This is a genomic window from Kineobactrum salinum, from assembly GCF_010669285.1.
Classification (GTDB): Bacteria; Pseudomonadota; Gammaproteobacteria; order Pseudomonadales; family Halieaceae; genus Kineobactrum; species Kineobactrum salinum.
In genome coordinates this window covers 3,309,932-3,326,739 of sequence record NZ_CP048711.1, presented here as the reverse complement: position 1 = coordinate 3,326,739, position 16,808 = coordinate 3,309,932, and the positions used below count along the sequence as shown (strand labels likewise).

At 61.7% G+C, this 16,808-nt stretch carries 14 protein-coding genes; 2 read left to right on the top strand and 12 right to left on the bottom strand.

What is annotated here, in order from left to right; genetic code table 11:
• Positions 1–7 precede the first annotated feature (7 nt).
• The 3 genes from G3T16_RS14660 to G3T16_RS14650 form a co-directional block, all read right to left on the bottom strand.
• Positions 8–538: a glycine zipper 2TM domain-containing protein gene (locus G3T16_RS14660; RefSeq protein WP_163495889.1), complete on the bottom strand. Its 531-nt coding sequence runs from the start codon at positions 536–538 to the stop codon at positions 8–10.
• Positions 539–643: 105 nt separating this feature from the next.
• Positions 644–1,786: a DNA polymerase IV gene (dinB, locus tag G3T16_RS14655; protein ID WP_163495888.1), complete on the bottom strand. Its 1,143-nt coding sequence runs from the start codon at positions 1,784–1,786 to the stop codon at positions 644–646.
• 83 nt (positions 1,787–1,869) lie between these two features.
• Positions 1,870–2,694 (bottom strand): alpha/beta hydrolase, encoded by an 825-nt coding sequence (locus tag G3T16_RS14650; RefSeq protein WP_163495887.1) that lies wholly within the window; start codon positions 2,692–2,694, stop codon positions 1,870–1,872.
• Between the two features lie 282 nt (positions 2,695–2,976).
• Between G3T16_RS14650 and G3T16_RS14645 the strand changes: the two genes are divergently transcribed.
• Entirely contained in the window at positions 2,977–3,384 is a 408-nt protein-coding gene (locus tag G3T16_RS14645; RefSeq protein WP_163495886.1) for a hypothetical protein, read from the top strand.
• Positions 3,385–3,468: 84 nt separating this feature from the next.
• Here the strand turns inward: G3T16_RS14645 and G3T16_RS14640 are convergent, their stop codons facing one another.
• From G3T16_RS14640 to G3T16_RS14630, 3 genes are all read right to left on the bottom strand, one after another.
• A complete protein-coding gene (locus G3T16_RS14640) occupies positions 3,469–4,584 on the bottom strand; it encodes a twin-arginine translocation signal domain-containing protein (protein WP_163495885.1) in 1,116 nt (371 codons plus the stop codon).
• On the bottom strand, positions 4,581–6,062 hold the full coding sequence (locus G3T16_RS14635) for a GMC oxidoreductase (RefSeq protein WP_163495884.1): 1,482 nt from the start codon (positions 6,060–6,062) through the stop codon (positions 4,581–4,583). Before G3T16_RS14635 ends, G3T16_RS14640 begins: the two co-directional genes overlap by 4 nt.
• 140 nt (positions 6,063–6,202) lie before the next feature.
• Positions 6,203–7,114, bottom strand: a complete 912-nt coding sequence (locus G3T16_RS14630; protein ID WP_163495883.1) for a DMT family transporter — start codon at positions 7,112–7,114, stop codon at positions 6,203–6,205.
• Positions 7,115–7,552: 438 nt separating this feature from the next.
• Here G3T16_RS14630 and G3T16_RS14625 point away from each other — a divergent pair, with 438 nt between their 5' ends.
• Positions 7,553–8,347 carry an SDR family NAD(P)-dependent oxidoreductase gene (locus G3T16_RS14625; RefSeq protein ID WP_232059098.1) on the top strand — a complete coding sequence of 265 codons (795 nt, stop codon included), beginning with the start codon at positions 7,553–7,555 and terminating at the stop codon, positions 8,345–8,347.
• A 67-nt stretch (positions 8,348–8,414) separates the two neighbouring features.
• Here G3T16_RS14625 and G3T16_RS14620 read toward each other — a convergent pair whose 3' ends face one another.
• The 6 genes from G3T16_RS14620 to G3T16_RS14595 form a co-directional block, all read right to left on the bottom strand.
• Positions 8,415–9,509 (bottom strand): AI-2E family transporter, encoded by a 1,095-nt coding sequence (locus G3T16_RS14620; protein WP_163495882.1) that lies wholly within the window; start codon positions 9,507–9,509, stop codon positions 8,415–8,417.
• Between the two features lie 71 nt (positions 9,510–9,580).
• Complete coding sequence (locus G3T16_RS14615) at positions 9,581–10,948, bottom strand: serine/threonine-protein kinase (RefSeq protein WP_163495881.1); 1,368 nt, start codon at positions 10,946–10,948, stop codon at positions 9,581–9,583.
• Positions 10,949–11,108: 160 nt separating this feature from the next.
• A complete protein-coding gene (gene dbpA, locus G3T16_RS14610) occupies positions 11,109–12,485 on the bottom strand; it encodes an ATP-dependent RNA helicase DbpA (RefSeq protein WP_163495880.1) in 1,377 nt (458 codons plus the stop codon).
• 103 nt (positions 12,486–12,588) lie between these two features.
• Positions 12,589–13,014: an OsmC family protein gene (locus G3T16_RS14605; protein WP_163495879.1), complete on the bottom strand. Its 426-nt coding sequence runs from the start codon at positions 13,012–13,014 to the stop codon at positions 12,589–12,591.
• Between the two features lie 179 nt (positions 13,015–13,193).
• A complete protein-coding gene (locus G3T16_RS14600) occupies positions 13,194–14,363 on the bottom strand; it encodes an ATP-binding protein (RefSeq protein ID WP_163495878.1) in 1,170 nt (389 codons plus the stop codon).
• Positions 14,364–14,577: 214 nt separating this feature from the next.
• Positions 14,578–16,722, bottom strand: a complete 2,145-nt coding sequence (locus G3T16_RS14595; RefSeq protein ID WP_163495877.1) for a putative bifunctional diguanylate cyclase/phosphodiesterase — start codon at positions 16,720–16,722, stop codon at positions 14,578–14,580.
• Positions 16,723–16,808 lie beyond the last annotated feature (86 nt).

Genomic DNA, 16,808 nt, shown 5'->3' with positions numbered 1-16,808 from the left:
CGTTCGATTATTTTTCGAGCACCAGCTGGCCGTCGGTTACCGGAATCCGGTCACCGGGGTGGTAGGCCATGCGCACGCTGCCCTCTTCGCCGTCCAGACGGTATTTGACATCGTAACCGCGGACTTCTTCGCGCGAGTCGGTCACGGTTTCGCACTGGCGCTCGGTGGTCACATAGGTGCTGCCCGCCTGGATACGCTCCTGGGTCTTGTTGCCCGCATAACCACCCGCAGCGGCACCCGCCACAGTGGCAACTTTCTTGCCGCTGCCGTCCCCGACCTGGTTGCCGAGCACGCCACCCACTACCGCGCCGGCCACGGTGCCCAGTACCCGATGCTCATCCTTGACCGGCTGCTGCCGTGTCACCTGCACGTTCTGGCAGACCTCCCGCGGGGTCTGCACGGTCTCACGCACTTCGCTCACCTCGAGGACTTGCGCATGATCGCCGCTGACATCGAGCCAGTTATAGCTCGCCACGACGCCGCCAGCGGCAGCGATCGCCACCCCCAGCACAATTCCGCTCAGCATTGATTTGTTCATGTCGGCATACTCCCTGTGGCTACGCCGGCAGGATACGCCAGCGCGCCCGGCTGCTCTGTACGCTGGACCACTGTGGGCTGTACTAGCCCGCAGCAAGAGGACGCTTTATCTCGCGCAGGTCTCGGTGTCAGCCTGGAATTGCAGTACCTGTTGCACCGGCATCGGTTCTGCCACAACGGACTCTGGCGCGGCCCCCGGCCCTTCGCACAAGCCCGACAGCGTGAGGCCCAGCAAGCGCACCCCCTGCTCCAGCGGCAGTATCGATTGCATCAGCTCGCGCGCGAGAGCCGAAAATTCAGTCTTGCCGCGTACTGGATCCGGAACCGAGCGGGCCCGGGTGATCTGCTGAAAATCCGCATACTTCACTTTCAGCGTGACGGTGCGCCCCAAGGCCTGCCGGCTCGAAACCCGGTCCCACACCAGGTCGATGATCTGCACCAGGGCAGCGTCCAGCGCAGCGGGCTCGCACAGGTCTTCGCCGTAGGTGCGTTCGCCGCCGATGGATTTGCGCAACCGATCTGGCCGCACCGGACGGTGATCCTCGCCGCGGCAGGCCTGATACAGGTAATCGGCGGACTTGCCAAAATGTACCTGCAGGAATTCGCGATCCCGGGCCCGCAGATCCGCGCCCACATGAATTCCCAGACGGGCCATGCGTTGCGCGGTCTTGGGACCCACGCCATAGAAGCGACGCGCCGCTAAAGTGGCGACAAACCCGGCCCCGTGCTGCGGCAGTACCACGAAAATCCCGTCGGGCTTGTTCTGGTCCGAGGCCACCTTGGCGAGAAACTTGTTGTAGCTCACCCCGGCACTGGCGGTCAGCCCGGTTTGCTCCCGGATCTCGCTGCGGATCAGCTGCGCAATCCGGGTGGCACTGCCAATGCCCAGCTTGTCCCGGGTGACGTCCAGGTAGGCCTCATCCAGCGACAGAGGTTCCACCAGGTCGCTGTAGCGGGCAAATATCAGCCGGATCTGCTGCGACACTTCGCGGTAGACATCGAACCGTGGCGGCACGAATATCAGTTGCGGGCAGCGTCTTTTTGCGGTCACCGAAGCCATCGCCGAACGCACGCCGAACACCCGCGCCTCGTAACTGGCCGCGGCGACAACCCCACGTTGGGCGGAGCCACCCACTGCCACCGGCCGGCCCCGCAGTTCCGGGTGGTCGCGCTGTTCGACGCTGGCGAAAAAAGCATCCATATCGATATGGATGATTTTGCGCGTAGTCGCTGGGTCCTGTGCTGCCATTGCATTGATAGTAGAGCCGCAGCGGGCCAGGGACAAGCCGGGGAAGGTGCCCGTGAGAACGTGCCCGGGTCAGCGGCCGGGCATCAATCAGAAATGTGTCTGCGTAAAAACTGGTCGATATCCTGCCAGCCACCAGCGCGCGGATTGAGGTCTATCGCGTTGTGATCGGCGCCCGGCTGGCTCCAGTGCAGCAGCGGTCCCCGGTGGTCCTGCACCAGCGGCAATGCCAGCTTTTCCGGTACCACCCGGTCTTCACTGCCGGTCACAACCACCAGCGGACCCTCGTAATCGGCCAGCAACCCGCGGGTGTCGAAGCGATCAAGCATCAGCAGGGATACGGGGAGCAGTGGCAAATGATGGCGAGCAGCTGCGACCAGCGATGAGAACGGGGTGACCAACAGTAGACCCGCTACTGCGTCACGGCGCTGCGCCACCAGATGGGCGGCAACCCCGCTGCCCAGTGATTCCCCCAACAACAGGACCGGCGCGCTATCCTCCGCCTGTAAGTGGTCCAGCGCCTGCAGGGCCGCGTCGCGTAAGCTGGCTTCAGTAGGCACGCCCGGGCGGGGCCCGTAGCCGGGGTATTCCAGCACATGCACTCGCCACGGACCCGAGGCGTGAAAGCTTTGGAACAGATCGACCCAGTAGCGTCGGGACAGCGCGTGTCCGGCATTGCCATGCAGGACCAGAACGCGGTGCCGGGCCCCGGCATCGCCCTGCCACCAACCCAGCCAGCGGCCCTCTTCATCCAGCCAGGGCTCGCCGCCCGCGCGCCTGACCGCCGCCACCGCAGCATCTTCTGCCTGTGCTTGCGGGTAGTACACCAGCGACCGCTGGAGCAGAGCGTACATCAGAGTCACCCCGACATAGCCCAGGGCAACTACGGCAGCCAGACTGAACAGTTTCACCCCAGACACCCGCCGCGGCACCAGGGGAATGAAGCAGTTACTTGCAAGGACAACTCCAGGGCATAGGATTATTGCTGCCAGTATAGGGCATAACACAGACCCAGCGCCGCGGTACCGGTGGAAGCCGCCGAACGAAGTGTCGCCGCGGTCTGCTCGCAAACCAGGCAGAGAATCCGGTACTCCGTGCGCGAGCAGCAACCGGAAAGACCCGGGAACTTCCCGGCTCCCGACGAGCCAAAGCTGTACAGGAAACCACGTCAACAACTGCCAGGGAAAATGGATATGCGCAATTCAATAGCTGGTACGATCATCGCGGGCGGATTGACCGCCGCCCTCACAGTTGCTGTGCAGACTGCGACAGCGCAAGCAGCAGCCGACAGCGAAAAACCCCGGGATCGCCGCTGCCTGTCGATATCCCGGATTGACCGGATTGAGACAGTAGACAACCAGACCCTGATCTTTCACATGCACGGCGACGAGAAGTATATCAACCACCTGCCCTACCGATGCTCAGGCTTGAAGCACAACAGCTTCCTGCATGAGACCTCCCTCAACTCCTACTGTGACCTGGATATCATTTCAGTGGTCGACACATCGCTGGGAATGCGGCTGGGTTCATGCCCGCTGGGCCCCTTCGAACCCTATACCGAAGCGGCCTCCAACAGTAATGAGGAACAGCAGAAACAGTGATGTCGGTGGAGGCCGGGAGAACTCTGGGCCCTGTAGCGAAAAGATCAGGAACCGAATTTTGCGCAGGGCCCACTAACCCCCGCCCTACTCCTGCACCCGGAATTTGCCGATCAGTTGCCGGTTGCCGGTACGCGGATTGTGGAGGTAGACAGGTTTATCCCCCGGACTCTCCAGCAGCGCCAGGGGTATTCTGGCCGTCAGGCCGAAAGAGGTCCGCGTAAAGCCCAGAACGTCGTCGACAAACAGCAGTTCGGTCCCTTCCGGCAGGCAATCAGTGTGTACCCACAAGCCCATGGAGCCGTCCGGCTGGACGTTGGGCGCCACACCGACTGTGGTCTGCCGGGGCCCCCATTTGCTGATTTCGCAGAACCCGGTACCCGACGCCTGCCCGTCCGTGGCCAGTGCCGGATCGGGCTCCACCACCAGCATCCCAACCGGCTGCTTGATCTTCTTGATCGGGTCCACCAGCGCAATCTCGTATTCGCCCGGCGTGGCCAGGATGCGATCCTGCATCTCGCCAAACAGCCCCGAGGTCACCACCTTGGAGGACACACGGGTGCGCGCCAGTTCGCCATCGATCATGATCCGGGCGCGATTGGGGGCGTTGTCAAACTGGAACCAGAGGCCGCTGTGGCCGTCCGCCTGCTCATTGAATTTCTGCCCCTGCACGGTCTTGCGCGGGCCCCAGTTGGCCAGCGGTGCAATCTCACCTTCGGTAAGGCTCTCCTGCAGGGCTGCTTGCTCACGGGCGCGCATCAGCGGCAGGTTGGCGGGATCCGCTGCAATGGCCAGGTGGCGCAATCCCGCCAGCTGGCATTCGAGCAGGCTGAGCTGCCAGCCGTCCAGTTCGCACAGCTGATTATCGACGAAGTCCTGTCGCACGCGCTGCGCGGTTGCAGCACCCAGATCCGGCGCCTGCAGATCGATTCGTCCGTCGACGATGGTACCGAGCTCCCGCAATGATGGGGCAGCCGCCAGCGAACCTATCCAGGACTCGCCAAGTCTATCGGCGCCTTCCAGGGACTGCAGCAGCTCGTCCATGCGCACCCCCAGACCCGAGACGATATTCAGCTGTTGCTCCGCCAGTGATGATGTGGCCGACGAACCATCGGCATCTCCCGGCAGATACAGCAGTTGTATCACCGCTGCAGTACCGCCCGCCGCCAAGCCGGCGACCACGAAATCGCGCCGTGTAATCATGTTGCTGCTCCCGCCCCATTACCCGCCAGGTGCCGTGCCAGCCGCGCCGCCAGCGCGATGATGGTCAGGGTCGGGTTGGCGTAGCCGTAGCGTGGAAAGACAGAGGAGCTGGCCACATACAGATTGGCAGTACCGTAGACCTTCAGGTCGGGGTCGACCACGCCATCTTCGCTGCGGGCGGCCATACGGGTAGTACCCAGGTGATGGCAGGCGCCGGAGACATTCTGGCGCACCTCCGCCGAATCCGGTTTGGCCAGCCGGGAGCGCCCCAGGCCCGTGCGACCGAGTTCCTCTCCCAGAGTGCTGAACAGTGCGTAGGCCGAGTCAAAATCCGCGGGATGGGGCTGCCACGCCAGTTGCATCCGGCGCAGCCCCAGTTCACAGCGCTCCTCGGTCAGGGTCAGGGTACTGGCCGGATTGGGGCGCGGTTCAATGATCATCTGCACCCGGTAGTGCCAGTAGTCCCCGCCCCCGGCAAAGCCCAGCGCCGCGGACCCGCCGTAGGACGCCAGCAGTGAATCGTCCTCGCTGCGGGCATGCAGCATCATGCAGCAGTTGTGGTGGCCGTGTTGGCGAATATCGCTTGCCGAGAACGTCAACACCGGCATCACAGGGCCGGAGTCATCGCCAAAACGGTGGTACCGGAGACCTTCCCGGGCCAGCACTACGCCCGGCCGCAAGCCGTAGTGGTCGGCGAAGTAGCGTCCCAGGTGCGGGGAATGGATACCGTCCCCGTCAGCGGCTTCGTCCCCGCGCAGGTTGAGTAAATAGCGGGTCGTCTCCATGCCGCCCAGGGCCAGCACAAAGCGGTCGGCGGTAATGTGAACGGAAGCGCCATCCAGCGAACGAACCCGGGCGCCGGTAATCCGGTCGCCCTTGCGCGACAACTGGTAGAGATTGGCGTGCAACAGGCAGCTCAGATTCTCCTGGGCGGCGAGGTCATCACGATAGCGGTCACCGAACCGGGTCGGCGGACTGAACCGGAACAGATGCTCACCCAGCCGTGACTGCGCGCCCAGTGACAGCAGTTTCTCTTCGTGCCGCTGGCGCAGCGGATCAACGCTGAAGAAATCCCCTTCGATATCAGTCCAGGCCAGCGCCCGCGGCACCCAGGGCGCCAGTTCTTCCGGGCCGAACGGCCAGGCCGGCACATCCCAGCCAGGGTTGCTTTCGAAGTCGGTGGCGTCCAGCGGCTTGCTCCAGCCGCCCCAGTGAGCCGAGGTCCCGCCCAGCTTGCGGCGCCGCGAAATCTCCAGCACTGAATAGCTCTTTCCCACCGGGGTCACCCGGTAGATGTCCTTCTCACGATCGCTGGCATTGTCCGGACCGCCCGCCTCCACCAGCAGGATATGCCAGTCGGGACGGGCGCGCGCCAGCTCCAGCGCCAAACTGATACCAGCGGGACCGGCGCCCACCACACAGACATTTGCGACCTGATCCCCCGGCGCGGCCGCTTCATCTGCCAAATCGATAATCACGGTTTACTCCCGCAAGATCCAGAGGCGTTGCGTTGCTTCAACAATCCCCACAAAAAACAAAGCGCCAGATAGTAGCAGCTCGTGTCACACCCGGCCAGCATGATGAGTCTTCGGGTGGCAGCAACGCAGCGCGTTTCATGTCATGTAATCCCACGCTTTTCGACCGCGCGGGCTCTCCATCGCGCAGCCAGTCTGGGGCCAAAAAAGAATATCCCCAGCCCTGTAAGGATCAGCGCACTGCCAAGGATCAACGCCGGTGAGATTGTCTCGTCATTCAGCCCGTATCCGAGCAGCAGGGCGAACACGGGCGTAATCAGCGTGACCAGTGCCACCGTGCTGACGTTGAGGTGATGCAACACATGATAGTAACTGACGAAGCCCAGCAGTGAGCCGAACAGGGCCAGGTAGAGCACGGCCCAGGGGGAGGCCGAATCCCAGTGCAACTGGGGCAGACTGCCATCCATTAGCAGCCAGGTCACCGCAAAGAAGGGCTGGCTCAGGATCAGCGTGCCCACCGTTTGGGCCAGCGGGTGGGCTGGCGAGGCCGTCTTCTTCACCATCACCGCACTGTAGCTGTGCAGCATGACGGCGACCAGCAGCATCGACACCCCGGCCAGCATATCCGCCCTGATGGCCACGTCGCCGACGAAAATGCTGGCCAGGCCGGCCAGCGCGAGCGCACAGGCAAACCAGCGATAGAGCGGCATGGGCGGTTCATCAGCGAGCCATTGGGCAAACAGTGCCGACAGGATGGGCGACAGCCCGAACAGCACGGAGATCAGCCCCGACGGCACCTGCCTGGCGGCGATGTAACTCAGGCAGAGGGCGCCATAGACCCCGATCAGCGCGTAGCAATAGCCGCGCAGGGCTGTTCCGCGCCACAGCAGCGGCACTCGCAGCACCCGCAGCAGCAACCAGCCCAGCAATGCGGCCAGCGCCATGCGCACCCAGGCGGCCAGCACCGGGTGTATGGTTTCGCCGCTCCAGACGATGGCGAGCGGGGTGGTCGACCAGATCAGGACAACCGCCAGATAGGCCAGGGGGATGTGCATGAGCATCCTTCTCCTTAGGGCCTGTTCACACTATTAACATGGCCCTAGTCAGTGAGGGTCGCAGTGCCTCAGTCACCTGTGGTCACAAACAAAAAGGCCGCAGGGCAAAAGCGCTGCGGCCTTGGTAAAACTCGCTTCAATTACTCAGCTCGCTCCACCCGCCGCAACCATGGCCATACACGCAGCCGCACCGCGTGAAAGGGCACACGGCGCACGGGTTGCATGATGAGGCTGGCAGAGGGCATGATTGATGCTGGTCTCAAAGCAATGAATATACGGCGCTATTTACGCCAGCGCCAAGCTTGCCCATCCAGACCCGAAACTGCAAGCGGGAAACCCGTTCCGCGGTATTTTTACACAGCGAGGCGGCCGCTCCCGGCATTGGACTCATGCCGCCTCTTCTTTCATAATCCCTCGCCGTTGCCGGAAATCGGCGCTGTGAGTTTCTCGACCATGCATGACACCATGAAGGATGCGCTGGACCTGTCGGGCCGGATAAGCCTGGTTACCGGTGCCTCCAGCGGGCTTGGCGCCCATTTCGCAAAAGTACTGGCACGGGCTGGTGCCACCGTCGTCGCGGCGGCAAGACGGTTGGAGCGGCTGGATTCCCTGGTGGAGGCCATCCGGCAAGAGGGTGGCCAGGCAATGGCCGTCGCCATGGATGTGAATGACGCGGCCTCGATTGCCGCGGCATTCGACCGGGTGGAGCAGGCGCATGGGACGATCACGGTAGTGATCAACAACGCCGGCGTGGCCGATCCCGCCCGGTTCGCGGACAGTACCGAAGAACAGTGGGACTTCATCGTCGATACCAACCTGAAGGCGGTATGGCGGGTATCGCGCCAGGCTACCGAACGCATGCTGCGGGCCGGGGTCGGCGGCAGCATTGTCAATATTGCCTCCATCCTGGGCCTGCACCCCGGCGTCAACAACAGCCTCTACGCCACCGCCAAGGCTGGCGTGGTGCAGTTGACCAGGAACTCGGCGCTGGAGCTCTGGCGTCACGGCATCCGGGTCAATGCGCTGTGCCCGGGCTACTTCGAAACCGAAATCAACAGTGATTTTTTCCGCTCGGAGAAAGGCCGCGAATACCTCCACAAAATACCGCCTCGCCGCCTCGGCCAGATGGATGAACTGAGCCTGCCGCTACTGTTGCTGGCCAGTGATGCGGGCTCCTTCATCAACGGTGTGGCACTGCCGGTTGATGGCGGCCATCTGGTGCGGTCCCTGTAGCGAAAGAAAAAAGGCCACGCGGGCAGTGAATACTAGCCGCGTGACCGAGCGAGGGGAAGGTTCTATCCTATTCCGCTGTCTCGGGCGAGGCGAGCTGCTGCTGGTCGGAAACCGAAGTCGGCTCGTTGAATTCGCGGCTGAATATCTGCCAGAAGGCAATGAACAACACCGCAATCAACGGGCCGACAACAAAGCCATTGATGCCGAACATGGCCAGGCCGCCCAGCGTGGACAGCAGTACCATCCAGTCGGGCAGCTTGGTGTCGCGGCCCACCAGGATCGGCCGCAGCACGTTGTCCGCCAAACCGATGACGGTGATGCCGTAAGCCAGCATCACCGTGGCCGAAGTCCACTCCCCCACGGCGTACAGGTAAATCGCTGCGGGCAGCCAGACCAGGCCCGCACCAACGGCTGGAATCAGGGACAGGATGGCCATCACCACACCCCATAACAACGGTGCCGGCAACCCCAGAATCCAGAAGATCAGGCCCCCCAGGGCGCCCTGAACCATCGCCACCAGCAGATTGCCCTTGACGGTGGCGCGGGTGACTTCGGCAAACTTGCGGAACAGCAGGCGTTCGCGCTCATCTCCCAGCGGCAGGGCATCCACCAGCGCCGTGGTCAGGCGGCTGCCGTCGCGCAACAGAAAATAGGCTACGTACAACATCAACGCGAGCTTGAGAAAGAAGCCAAAGGTACTCTGCCCCACCGCCAGCGCATTCTGGGCCAGGAAACGGCTGCTGGCCACGACCGCGCCAGTCGCAGCGGAGCGCAGCTTTTCCATGTCGATACCGAAACGATCCAGCAATGCCTGGAGGGCGGGAAACGCACTGCGAATCTGGTCGACATACTGGCCTGGCTGGATGTCGCCCTCATCTATCTGCTGGTACAGCGCAAGCCCCTGCTGCAGGAACGAAGCCAGTACCCCCAATACGGGAATCACCAGCAGCACCACGCAGGCGAGCAGGGTCGTCAGCGCTATCAGGTTGGGACGGTCACCCCAGGCGCGCTGCAGCCGCAGCTGCATGGGGTGGAACAGCACCGCAATGACACAGGCCCACAGCACCGGCGCGAAGAAGGGTTTCAGCAACAGCAGGAACAGACCAGTGACCGCAACCAGGCAGAGCAGGAAGGAGCGTTGCTCAAGTTTTCTTTCAGCCATAGCGATGCCAGCAAAAAAATATGGCCCGACTATAGACCCGGACGATGACAACAACAAGCCTGTGGCCGGCGTCAGTCCAGGGCGCGCCGCAAGGCCTGTCTCAGTTCCAGCAGTTCTTCCCTGCTGGCCAGGAAGGCATCGGTAGCCATCACCTGCTCCACCTGCGCGAGCAGTTCCCGGATTGCCACTGTATCGGTGGGCAGGTCGAGCACCGCGGCACTCATTTCCTGCAGCACTTCCTCCATCTCGTCGGTTACCCAGCGGTTGCGGGGATGCAGCGCATAGGCCTCGCGATACCGGGCGAGCGCTGTGGTCCGGTCATTCTCATAGCGCAACACGATACTTTCGTCCAGCAGATGCTCGATCTGGCGCCGCTTTTCCTGGGCCAGTTGATCGAAGGCAATAGCCGGAGCGAGGCGGGAGCGATGGTCCCACTCCTTGTACCCCTCCCAGCCCAGCACCAGCAAACCTGCCGCGACAGCAATACCGGCGGCCACCTGCAGCCGTGACGTGCCCTTGAAGGCGCGCAGGAAGGCTGCAGCATCCCGCGGCCGTCCGTTGCGCTCAAAGGCGAGACCCCGCTTGATGGACCGCCATTCATGGCGCCGCAGCCCTCTCACCGGACGTGGCCTGAGCCGCCGGCGTGCGGCCTCCGGCGCCGGCATGCTGTCGAAGGGGTGCCTGCCCGTCAGCACCTGGTAACACACGATGGCGAGCGCATAGACGTCATCCGCCGGATAACTCTCCTCGCCGGCAAACGTTTCCAGCGCGGCATAGGATGGGGTCAGGGCACTGAGATCACCGGCATAAAAGTGGGTTTCCCCGGCCGGATTCACGCTGTCGGGCATGGAGCCATCGTGGATCACCGGCACCGCGCGGGCAATGCCAAAATCGAGAATTCGGACTTCACCGGACTGGGTGACGAAGATATTGGCTGGCTTGAAATCCGCATGAATGATGCCGCGGGCGTGAGCGTAGGCCAGGCCCTGGCACAGGCCGCTGATAATGGGCAGCGCCTGGGCACGTGACAGCCCCGAGGGGTTGGCAGCGATAAGCTGGTCCAGCGGCTGACCGTCCAGCTCTGCCATGGTCAGATAGACCACATCACCGTCACGGTCGAAGTCGTAGACCGTAGCGATATTCGGGTGAGCCAGTTCCTGTGCCTTGCGGGCCTCGCGTTGCAATGCCACCGCCATGCGGGCATCGTCGCGGAAACGGCGGGACAGCACCTTCAGGGCCACCCACGGATGGCGGTCCCCCGCCTCTTCCTTGCGCTGATCTCTGGCCCGGTATACCGCGCCCATGCCGCCCCGGCCCAACAGGTGTTCTATGATGAAGCGGCCGTTGAGCACAGTGCCCGGCAGCAGCTCCTGATGATCGTCGCTCCCGTCAGGTTGCTCCCTCACCAGGGTGGCATGGTTGTCCACTGCGTCATCCATTGCTGCTCCCGATAGCGGGTGGTCGCCACTGCTGCCCTCTTGTCAGCCCGCCACCTGTCAATATCGGCAGCGAGTGATCAGGCTTGAGGCCTGTGCGGGTTGCCGAACGATGTCAGCCTGAACGGCAACAGTTGCTGATGATGGTAGCTGCGCCAGCGCGCTACATTGCGCTGACACGGAATTTGCGGCCCTTGATACCCCCGGCCCGCAAGCCGGCCAGCGCCTTCTGGGCCTGGTCGCAGCGTACCGCGACATAGGCACGCTTCGGAAAAATGTCTATTTTACCGATCATGGCGGCCTCCAGGCCGGCCGGACCGGTCAGTGCCCCCAGCACATCTCCGGGGCGCAGTTTATCGCTGCGGCCCGCCTCAATGCGCAATGTGGACATGCCCGCCGGCGAGATACGCTTGGCACCCGCAACAGCGGGACTCACGCCGGCCCAGCGCGGCTGCAGACCGTGGCGATCCTCCAGCTGCAGCACCCTGGCAGCTTCACGCGGGCTGACCAGGTTGAGCGCCAGGCCGCCGCTGCCGGCGCGCGCGGTACGACCGATCCGGTGCAGGTAGATGTCCGGATCCCCGGGCAGCTCGTAATTGATCACGCAGGCCAACTCTTTCACATCCAGGCCCCGCGCCGCCACATCACTGGCGACGAGCACGTTGAGGCTGCGATTGGCGAAGCGCAGCAGCACTTCATCCCGCTCGCGCTGCTCCAGATCCCCGTGTAGCGCCGCACTGACAACGCCGAATCGCGCCAGCGCCACTACCAGCTCATCGACATCCCGTCTGGTATTGCAGAACACGACTGTGGACTCGGGCCGGTGCTGCAGCAGCAACCCGGCCACGGCGGCGGGCTTGTCCGCCTGTTGCCCCAACTCATGGAACCACTGCTCCACCACGGGCTGCTCACCACTGGCTGCCACTGATACCTCGAGGGGGTCGCGCAACGCGCTGCGGCCGATGGCGCGGATCGAGGCGGGCCAGGTGGCAGAAAACAGCAGGGACTGCCGTTTTGCGGGCAATTGGTCGACTATCTCCCGAATCGCCTCCTCGAACCCCATATCGAGCATGCGGTCCGCCTCGTCCAGCACCAGCAGCGCAATCGCTGCCGGGTCCAGGGCCTGTTGGTGGAGCATTTTCTGCACCCGGCCCGGAGTCCCCACCACAATGTGCGGCGCATGTGCCAGGGAGGCCAACTGCGGCCCCGGCGAGATACCGCCCGTCAGCAGGGTCAGTTTCACATTGGGGATGCCCACCGCCAGCCGCCGCAGCTCTCTGGCCACCTGATCCGCCAGTTCACGGGTCGGGCACAGTACCAGTGCCTGGGTACGGCTTGTGGACACATCCAGGCGTTGCAGCAGGCCCAGGCCAAAGGCCGCGGTCTTGCCACTGCCTGTCGGGGCCTGGGCGAGGACGTCACGGCCCGCGAGGATTGCGGGCAGGGTGCCTGCCTGGATGGGCGTGGGCGTCACATAACCGGCAAGCTCGACCGCGTCGCGCAGGGCCGGATCCAGTGGCAGTTCATCGAAGGAGTTCATACGCCATGATCGCAGGGATCAGGAGTCTGTACCAGAATGTTTGCCACAGACTTTGCCGGCAGGAAAATGCCGGCCCGGGAGATATCAAACAGGGCTGCCGTCTTCAGGCTTCCAGCGAGCACTCCAGCGTAATCCGGGCATCGAGTACCCGGGATACAGGGCAAGTGTCCTTGGCCTGATTGACAAGGGTTTCGAAGGCCTGGCGCTCCGCACCGGGTACCTGGGCGAACAATACGAGATGCACCGCGCTGATCCTGAAGTCATTCTCCACCTTGTCCAGGGTAACGGTGGCAGTAGTTTCGAGGCAGTCGGCGACCATCCCGGCCTCTTCAAGCTGGGCCGACACCGCCATCGTGAAGCAGCCCGCATGCGCCGCCGCGATCAACTCTTCAGGGTTGGTTCCGGGGCCCTCGGCGAAGCGGGAGCTGAAGCCGTACCGCACCTGCTCCAGGACGCCACTCTGGGTGGAAATACTACCCTTGCCATCCTTGATCCCGCCTCGCCAGACAGCTGATGCTGAGCGTTTCATACAGTCTCCTCCACATGATTCACGAGGTTCGCCCATAAGTTGAGTTTAGCTGCGTGAAGGCAGATTATCTGTACGCTGACGCACACCGTGGTGGTCAACAAACCTGCCAGAAGGCAAGTGTCCGATTGCCTGGCCCCCGCCAGGGACGGAACCAAGAGAACAAAGCTCCTGCGGCAGGACTATGCAAGATCGTGAAGCAGGGGGTTGACCAGATTGTAGCTCTTTAATTGTATAAAATGGTGCTCCTGTATACGGCAAGCAACAGTACAGTCCACTTTTTTTCCTTCGAAGACTGTACGCACTTTGCTGAAATTCAGGCCGCGCTCATCAATTCGTTCTGCCGCTTTTGCTTCAATCAGAGTAATGCTACCGCCTCTTTCGATCACGAAGTCAATCTCCACGTTATTTTTATCGCGGTAAAAGAACAGGTTTTTTCCCGGGACGCTGGCGGTGGTTTTCATGTACTCATTGAGTACGAAATTTTCCCATAGGCTGCCTTTTTGAGGATGAGCGTACCAGCCCTCATAATCGTTGATGTTGAGGAGATTGCAGAGCAAACCTGTATCGGAAAAATAGAGCTTGGGAGCCTTTATCAATCGCTTGTTAATATTGCCGTAATAAGGCGGCAATATGCAGATGATACCACTGGCTTCGAGAATACTGATCCACTGCTTGATGGTATTGGCGGACACGGCCACATCCTTGGCAATGTCGGAGTAATTCAGCAGTTGCCCGACCCTGGTCGCACAGATAGTGATAAACCGCCGGAAATCCCGCAAATTGGCTGCTTTGATTATTTCGTTCAGGTCCCGTTCGAGATAGGTTTGTATATAATCTTCAAAATACATTGCCGGATCGATGGCGGGGTTTGCCCAGAGTTCGGGGTAGCCACCCTTCCACAACAGGGTCGTGGGCTTTTTTTCAAACGGCGCCGGGGAGTCTCTGAGTTCCTTTGCGCTCAGTGTTTCAAGGTGAAGGATGCTGATACGCCCTGCAAGGCTCTCCCGAATGTGTTTCATCAACACGAAACGTTGGCTGCCGGTCAGAACCCAGCGGCCGTAATTGTTCCTGTCTGTGTCCACCAGGATTTTCAGTTCCCGGAACAGGCTCGGTGCATATTGCACTTCGTCGAGGATGGTTTGGGAGCCCAGGCGATCAAAGAGGTGGGCAGGGTTTTCTTCCGCCTCCATGGCCACGGAGACCCTGTCCAGGGTGATGTACTCCGCTTGCGGGAGTAACCGTCGCAACAATGAACTCTTGCCTGTTTGACGGGCCCCGGTGAGCATCACCACCGGCCTGCTCGCGAGGGCCTGCTCGATTCTGGGCGTCATCAGTCTGTCGATCCACATACGCGCTCCATCGAACTTAAAATTAGGACAGTTCGAAGTATCACTTGTTATTATCCTAATATCAACTAAAGGTTGTTGGCCACTCAGCCCTTCTTTTTCTCAGGCCTCTATGTCGGACGACGTGGCAATCGAAGTGAGGCCGCAGAATTGAAGCCTGTTGGAAAATGGGGAATTCCCTTGCTGCGGGCCTGGGGAGGCGTAAACGCCACCGATATCAGTGCGTGCTTATTTGCACCGTATCAAACTGGGACAAAGTGGGGTCGTCCAGCAACAACTGCTCCAGTGGCTGGGGACGCGCAAACAGGAAACCCTGACCGTGGGTGCAATTTTGCTGCCCCAGGTATTCAAACTGTTCCCGGGTCTCGACCCCCTCGGCGACCACATCCACTCCCAGGCCGTGGGCCATGGCGATCACCGCGTTGGTCACTGCACGGCAATTCGGATCAGTCAGCATGTTTTGCACAAAGCTCAGGTCAATCTTGATGCGATCGATCGGGAAACGGGTGATGTAGGAGAGACTGGAATAACCGGTACCAAAGTCGTCAATGGCGATGCGTACGCCCAGTTCGCGAATCCGCTGCAGGGTCAACTGCAGCTCCTCGGCGTGGTGCATGAAGATGTTCTCGGTAATCTCCAGCTCCAGCAGCTCCGGAGACAGCCCGCTGTCATTCAGCGCCTCTGCCACCACCGTGACCAGATTGCCCTGCATCAGCTGGCGCGGTGACAGATTGACCGCAACCACACAGGGCGTACCGTAGCGCTGCTGCAGCAGCACGCCATCCTCGCAGGCCTTGCGCAATACCCACTCGCCGATGGGTAGAATCAATTCACTTTCCTCGGCAATATCGATAAAGCGCGTCGGGGATATATTGCCGGTGCCCGGCAGATGCCAGCGCAACAACGTTTCAACGCCGACTGTCTGGCCGGTCCTGATATCCACCTGGCTCTGGTAGTGCAGCGAGAACTGCTCGAGTTCCAGGGCCCGCTGCAATGCGTGCTCCAGTTCCAGCCGCTCATTCAACTGCTCGGCCATGAACTCGGTGAAGACCTGATAATTGCAGCGCCCACGCCCCTTGGCGGCATACATCGCTGTCTCTGCCCGCATCACCAGAGTGTCGACATCCTCGCCGTGATCGGGACACAGGCAGATACCGATGCTCGGTGTGATCTTCAATCTGTGATGGGCCATGGTAATGGGATTGCTGACATTCTGGATAATCGTTTCCGCGATCCGGTCCAGATCCTCGTGGCCCGCTTCCTGCGGCAACAGGACCGCGAACTCATCGCCGCCCATCCTGGCGACCAGCACATCCTCGTCCACCGACTTCTTGATCTCGCTGGCCACATGGAGCAGGACCTGGTCGCCGATGTTGTGGCCGAGAGAGTCGTTGAGCCGCTTGAAGTTGTCGAGATCCACCAGCATCACCGCCAGTCTGGTTTCGGTGCCGCGGCAACGCTGAATCTCGCGGTCGAGCTGGTTGTGCAGCATGGTCCGGTTGGGCAGCCCGGTCAGCTCATCGTGCAGCGCAATGTGGTTTATGTACTGTTGGGCACGCCGCCGTTCGCTGAGGTCATAGGCCATGCCCAGAAAACCAACAATCCGGTTGTCCAGGTCCCTCAATGCGGTGATAGTCAGCATCACCGGCAACGGCGTTCCGTCCTTGCGCAGATAATGCCAGTCGATCTCCTCGGAGATACCCAGCCGCGCATTGCGGGAAATGGCGTCGAAACCCGGCCCGATACGCTCGCCGAACTCTTCGCTCAACTGCCACGCACGTTGCTTGAGCAACTGGGGGTCGTGCAGCGCCTCGGTGAACTGCTTGCCCAGCAATTCGCCCTCGCCATACCACAACAGCCGCTCCGCAGCAGGGTTCACGGCAATGATTTCGCCCGCCGTGTCTGTCGTGATTATACTGAAGGGCGAACTGCGGAAAATAGCGTTGAACAATTCCTTGCTCGCGTTCTCACAATGTTCGGCGCTTTTGCGGCTGCTGATGTCCGTCACGGCCACCAGGATCGCGATACCCTCCGGGGTCGAGACAGCATTCAGCCCCACCTCGACATCGAACTCACTGCCGTCCTTGCGCAGGCCCTTCAGCTCCCGGCCGCTGCCCATCATGCGGGTCTCGGGGTTGCTCATGTGGCCACGGCGCATCAGGCTGTGGGCCGCCCGGAAACGGGCCGGCAGCAGCACCTCCACAGCTTCTCCAGACAATTGCCCCGGATCGTAGCCAAAGATATGCTCCGCCGCACTGTTGACGGCGACAATGGCCCCGGTGGAATCGACCACAAGCATCGCATTGGGCGCATTGGCGATCAGTTCGGGCGAGAACTTCCTTGACATCGCTATAGTGGACATGCGGCTCCTTTGCGTTACAGACCGGGGATTCCGCTTGCTGGTGGCAAAGCGAAGGGTCGGGCATCCCGTATCAAAACGAATATCGG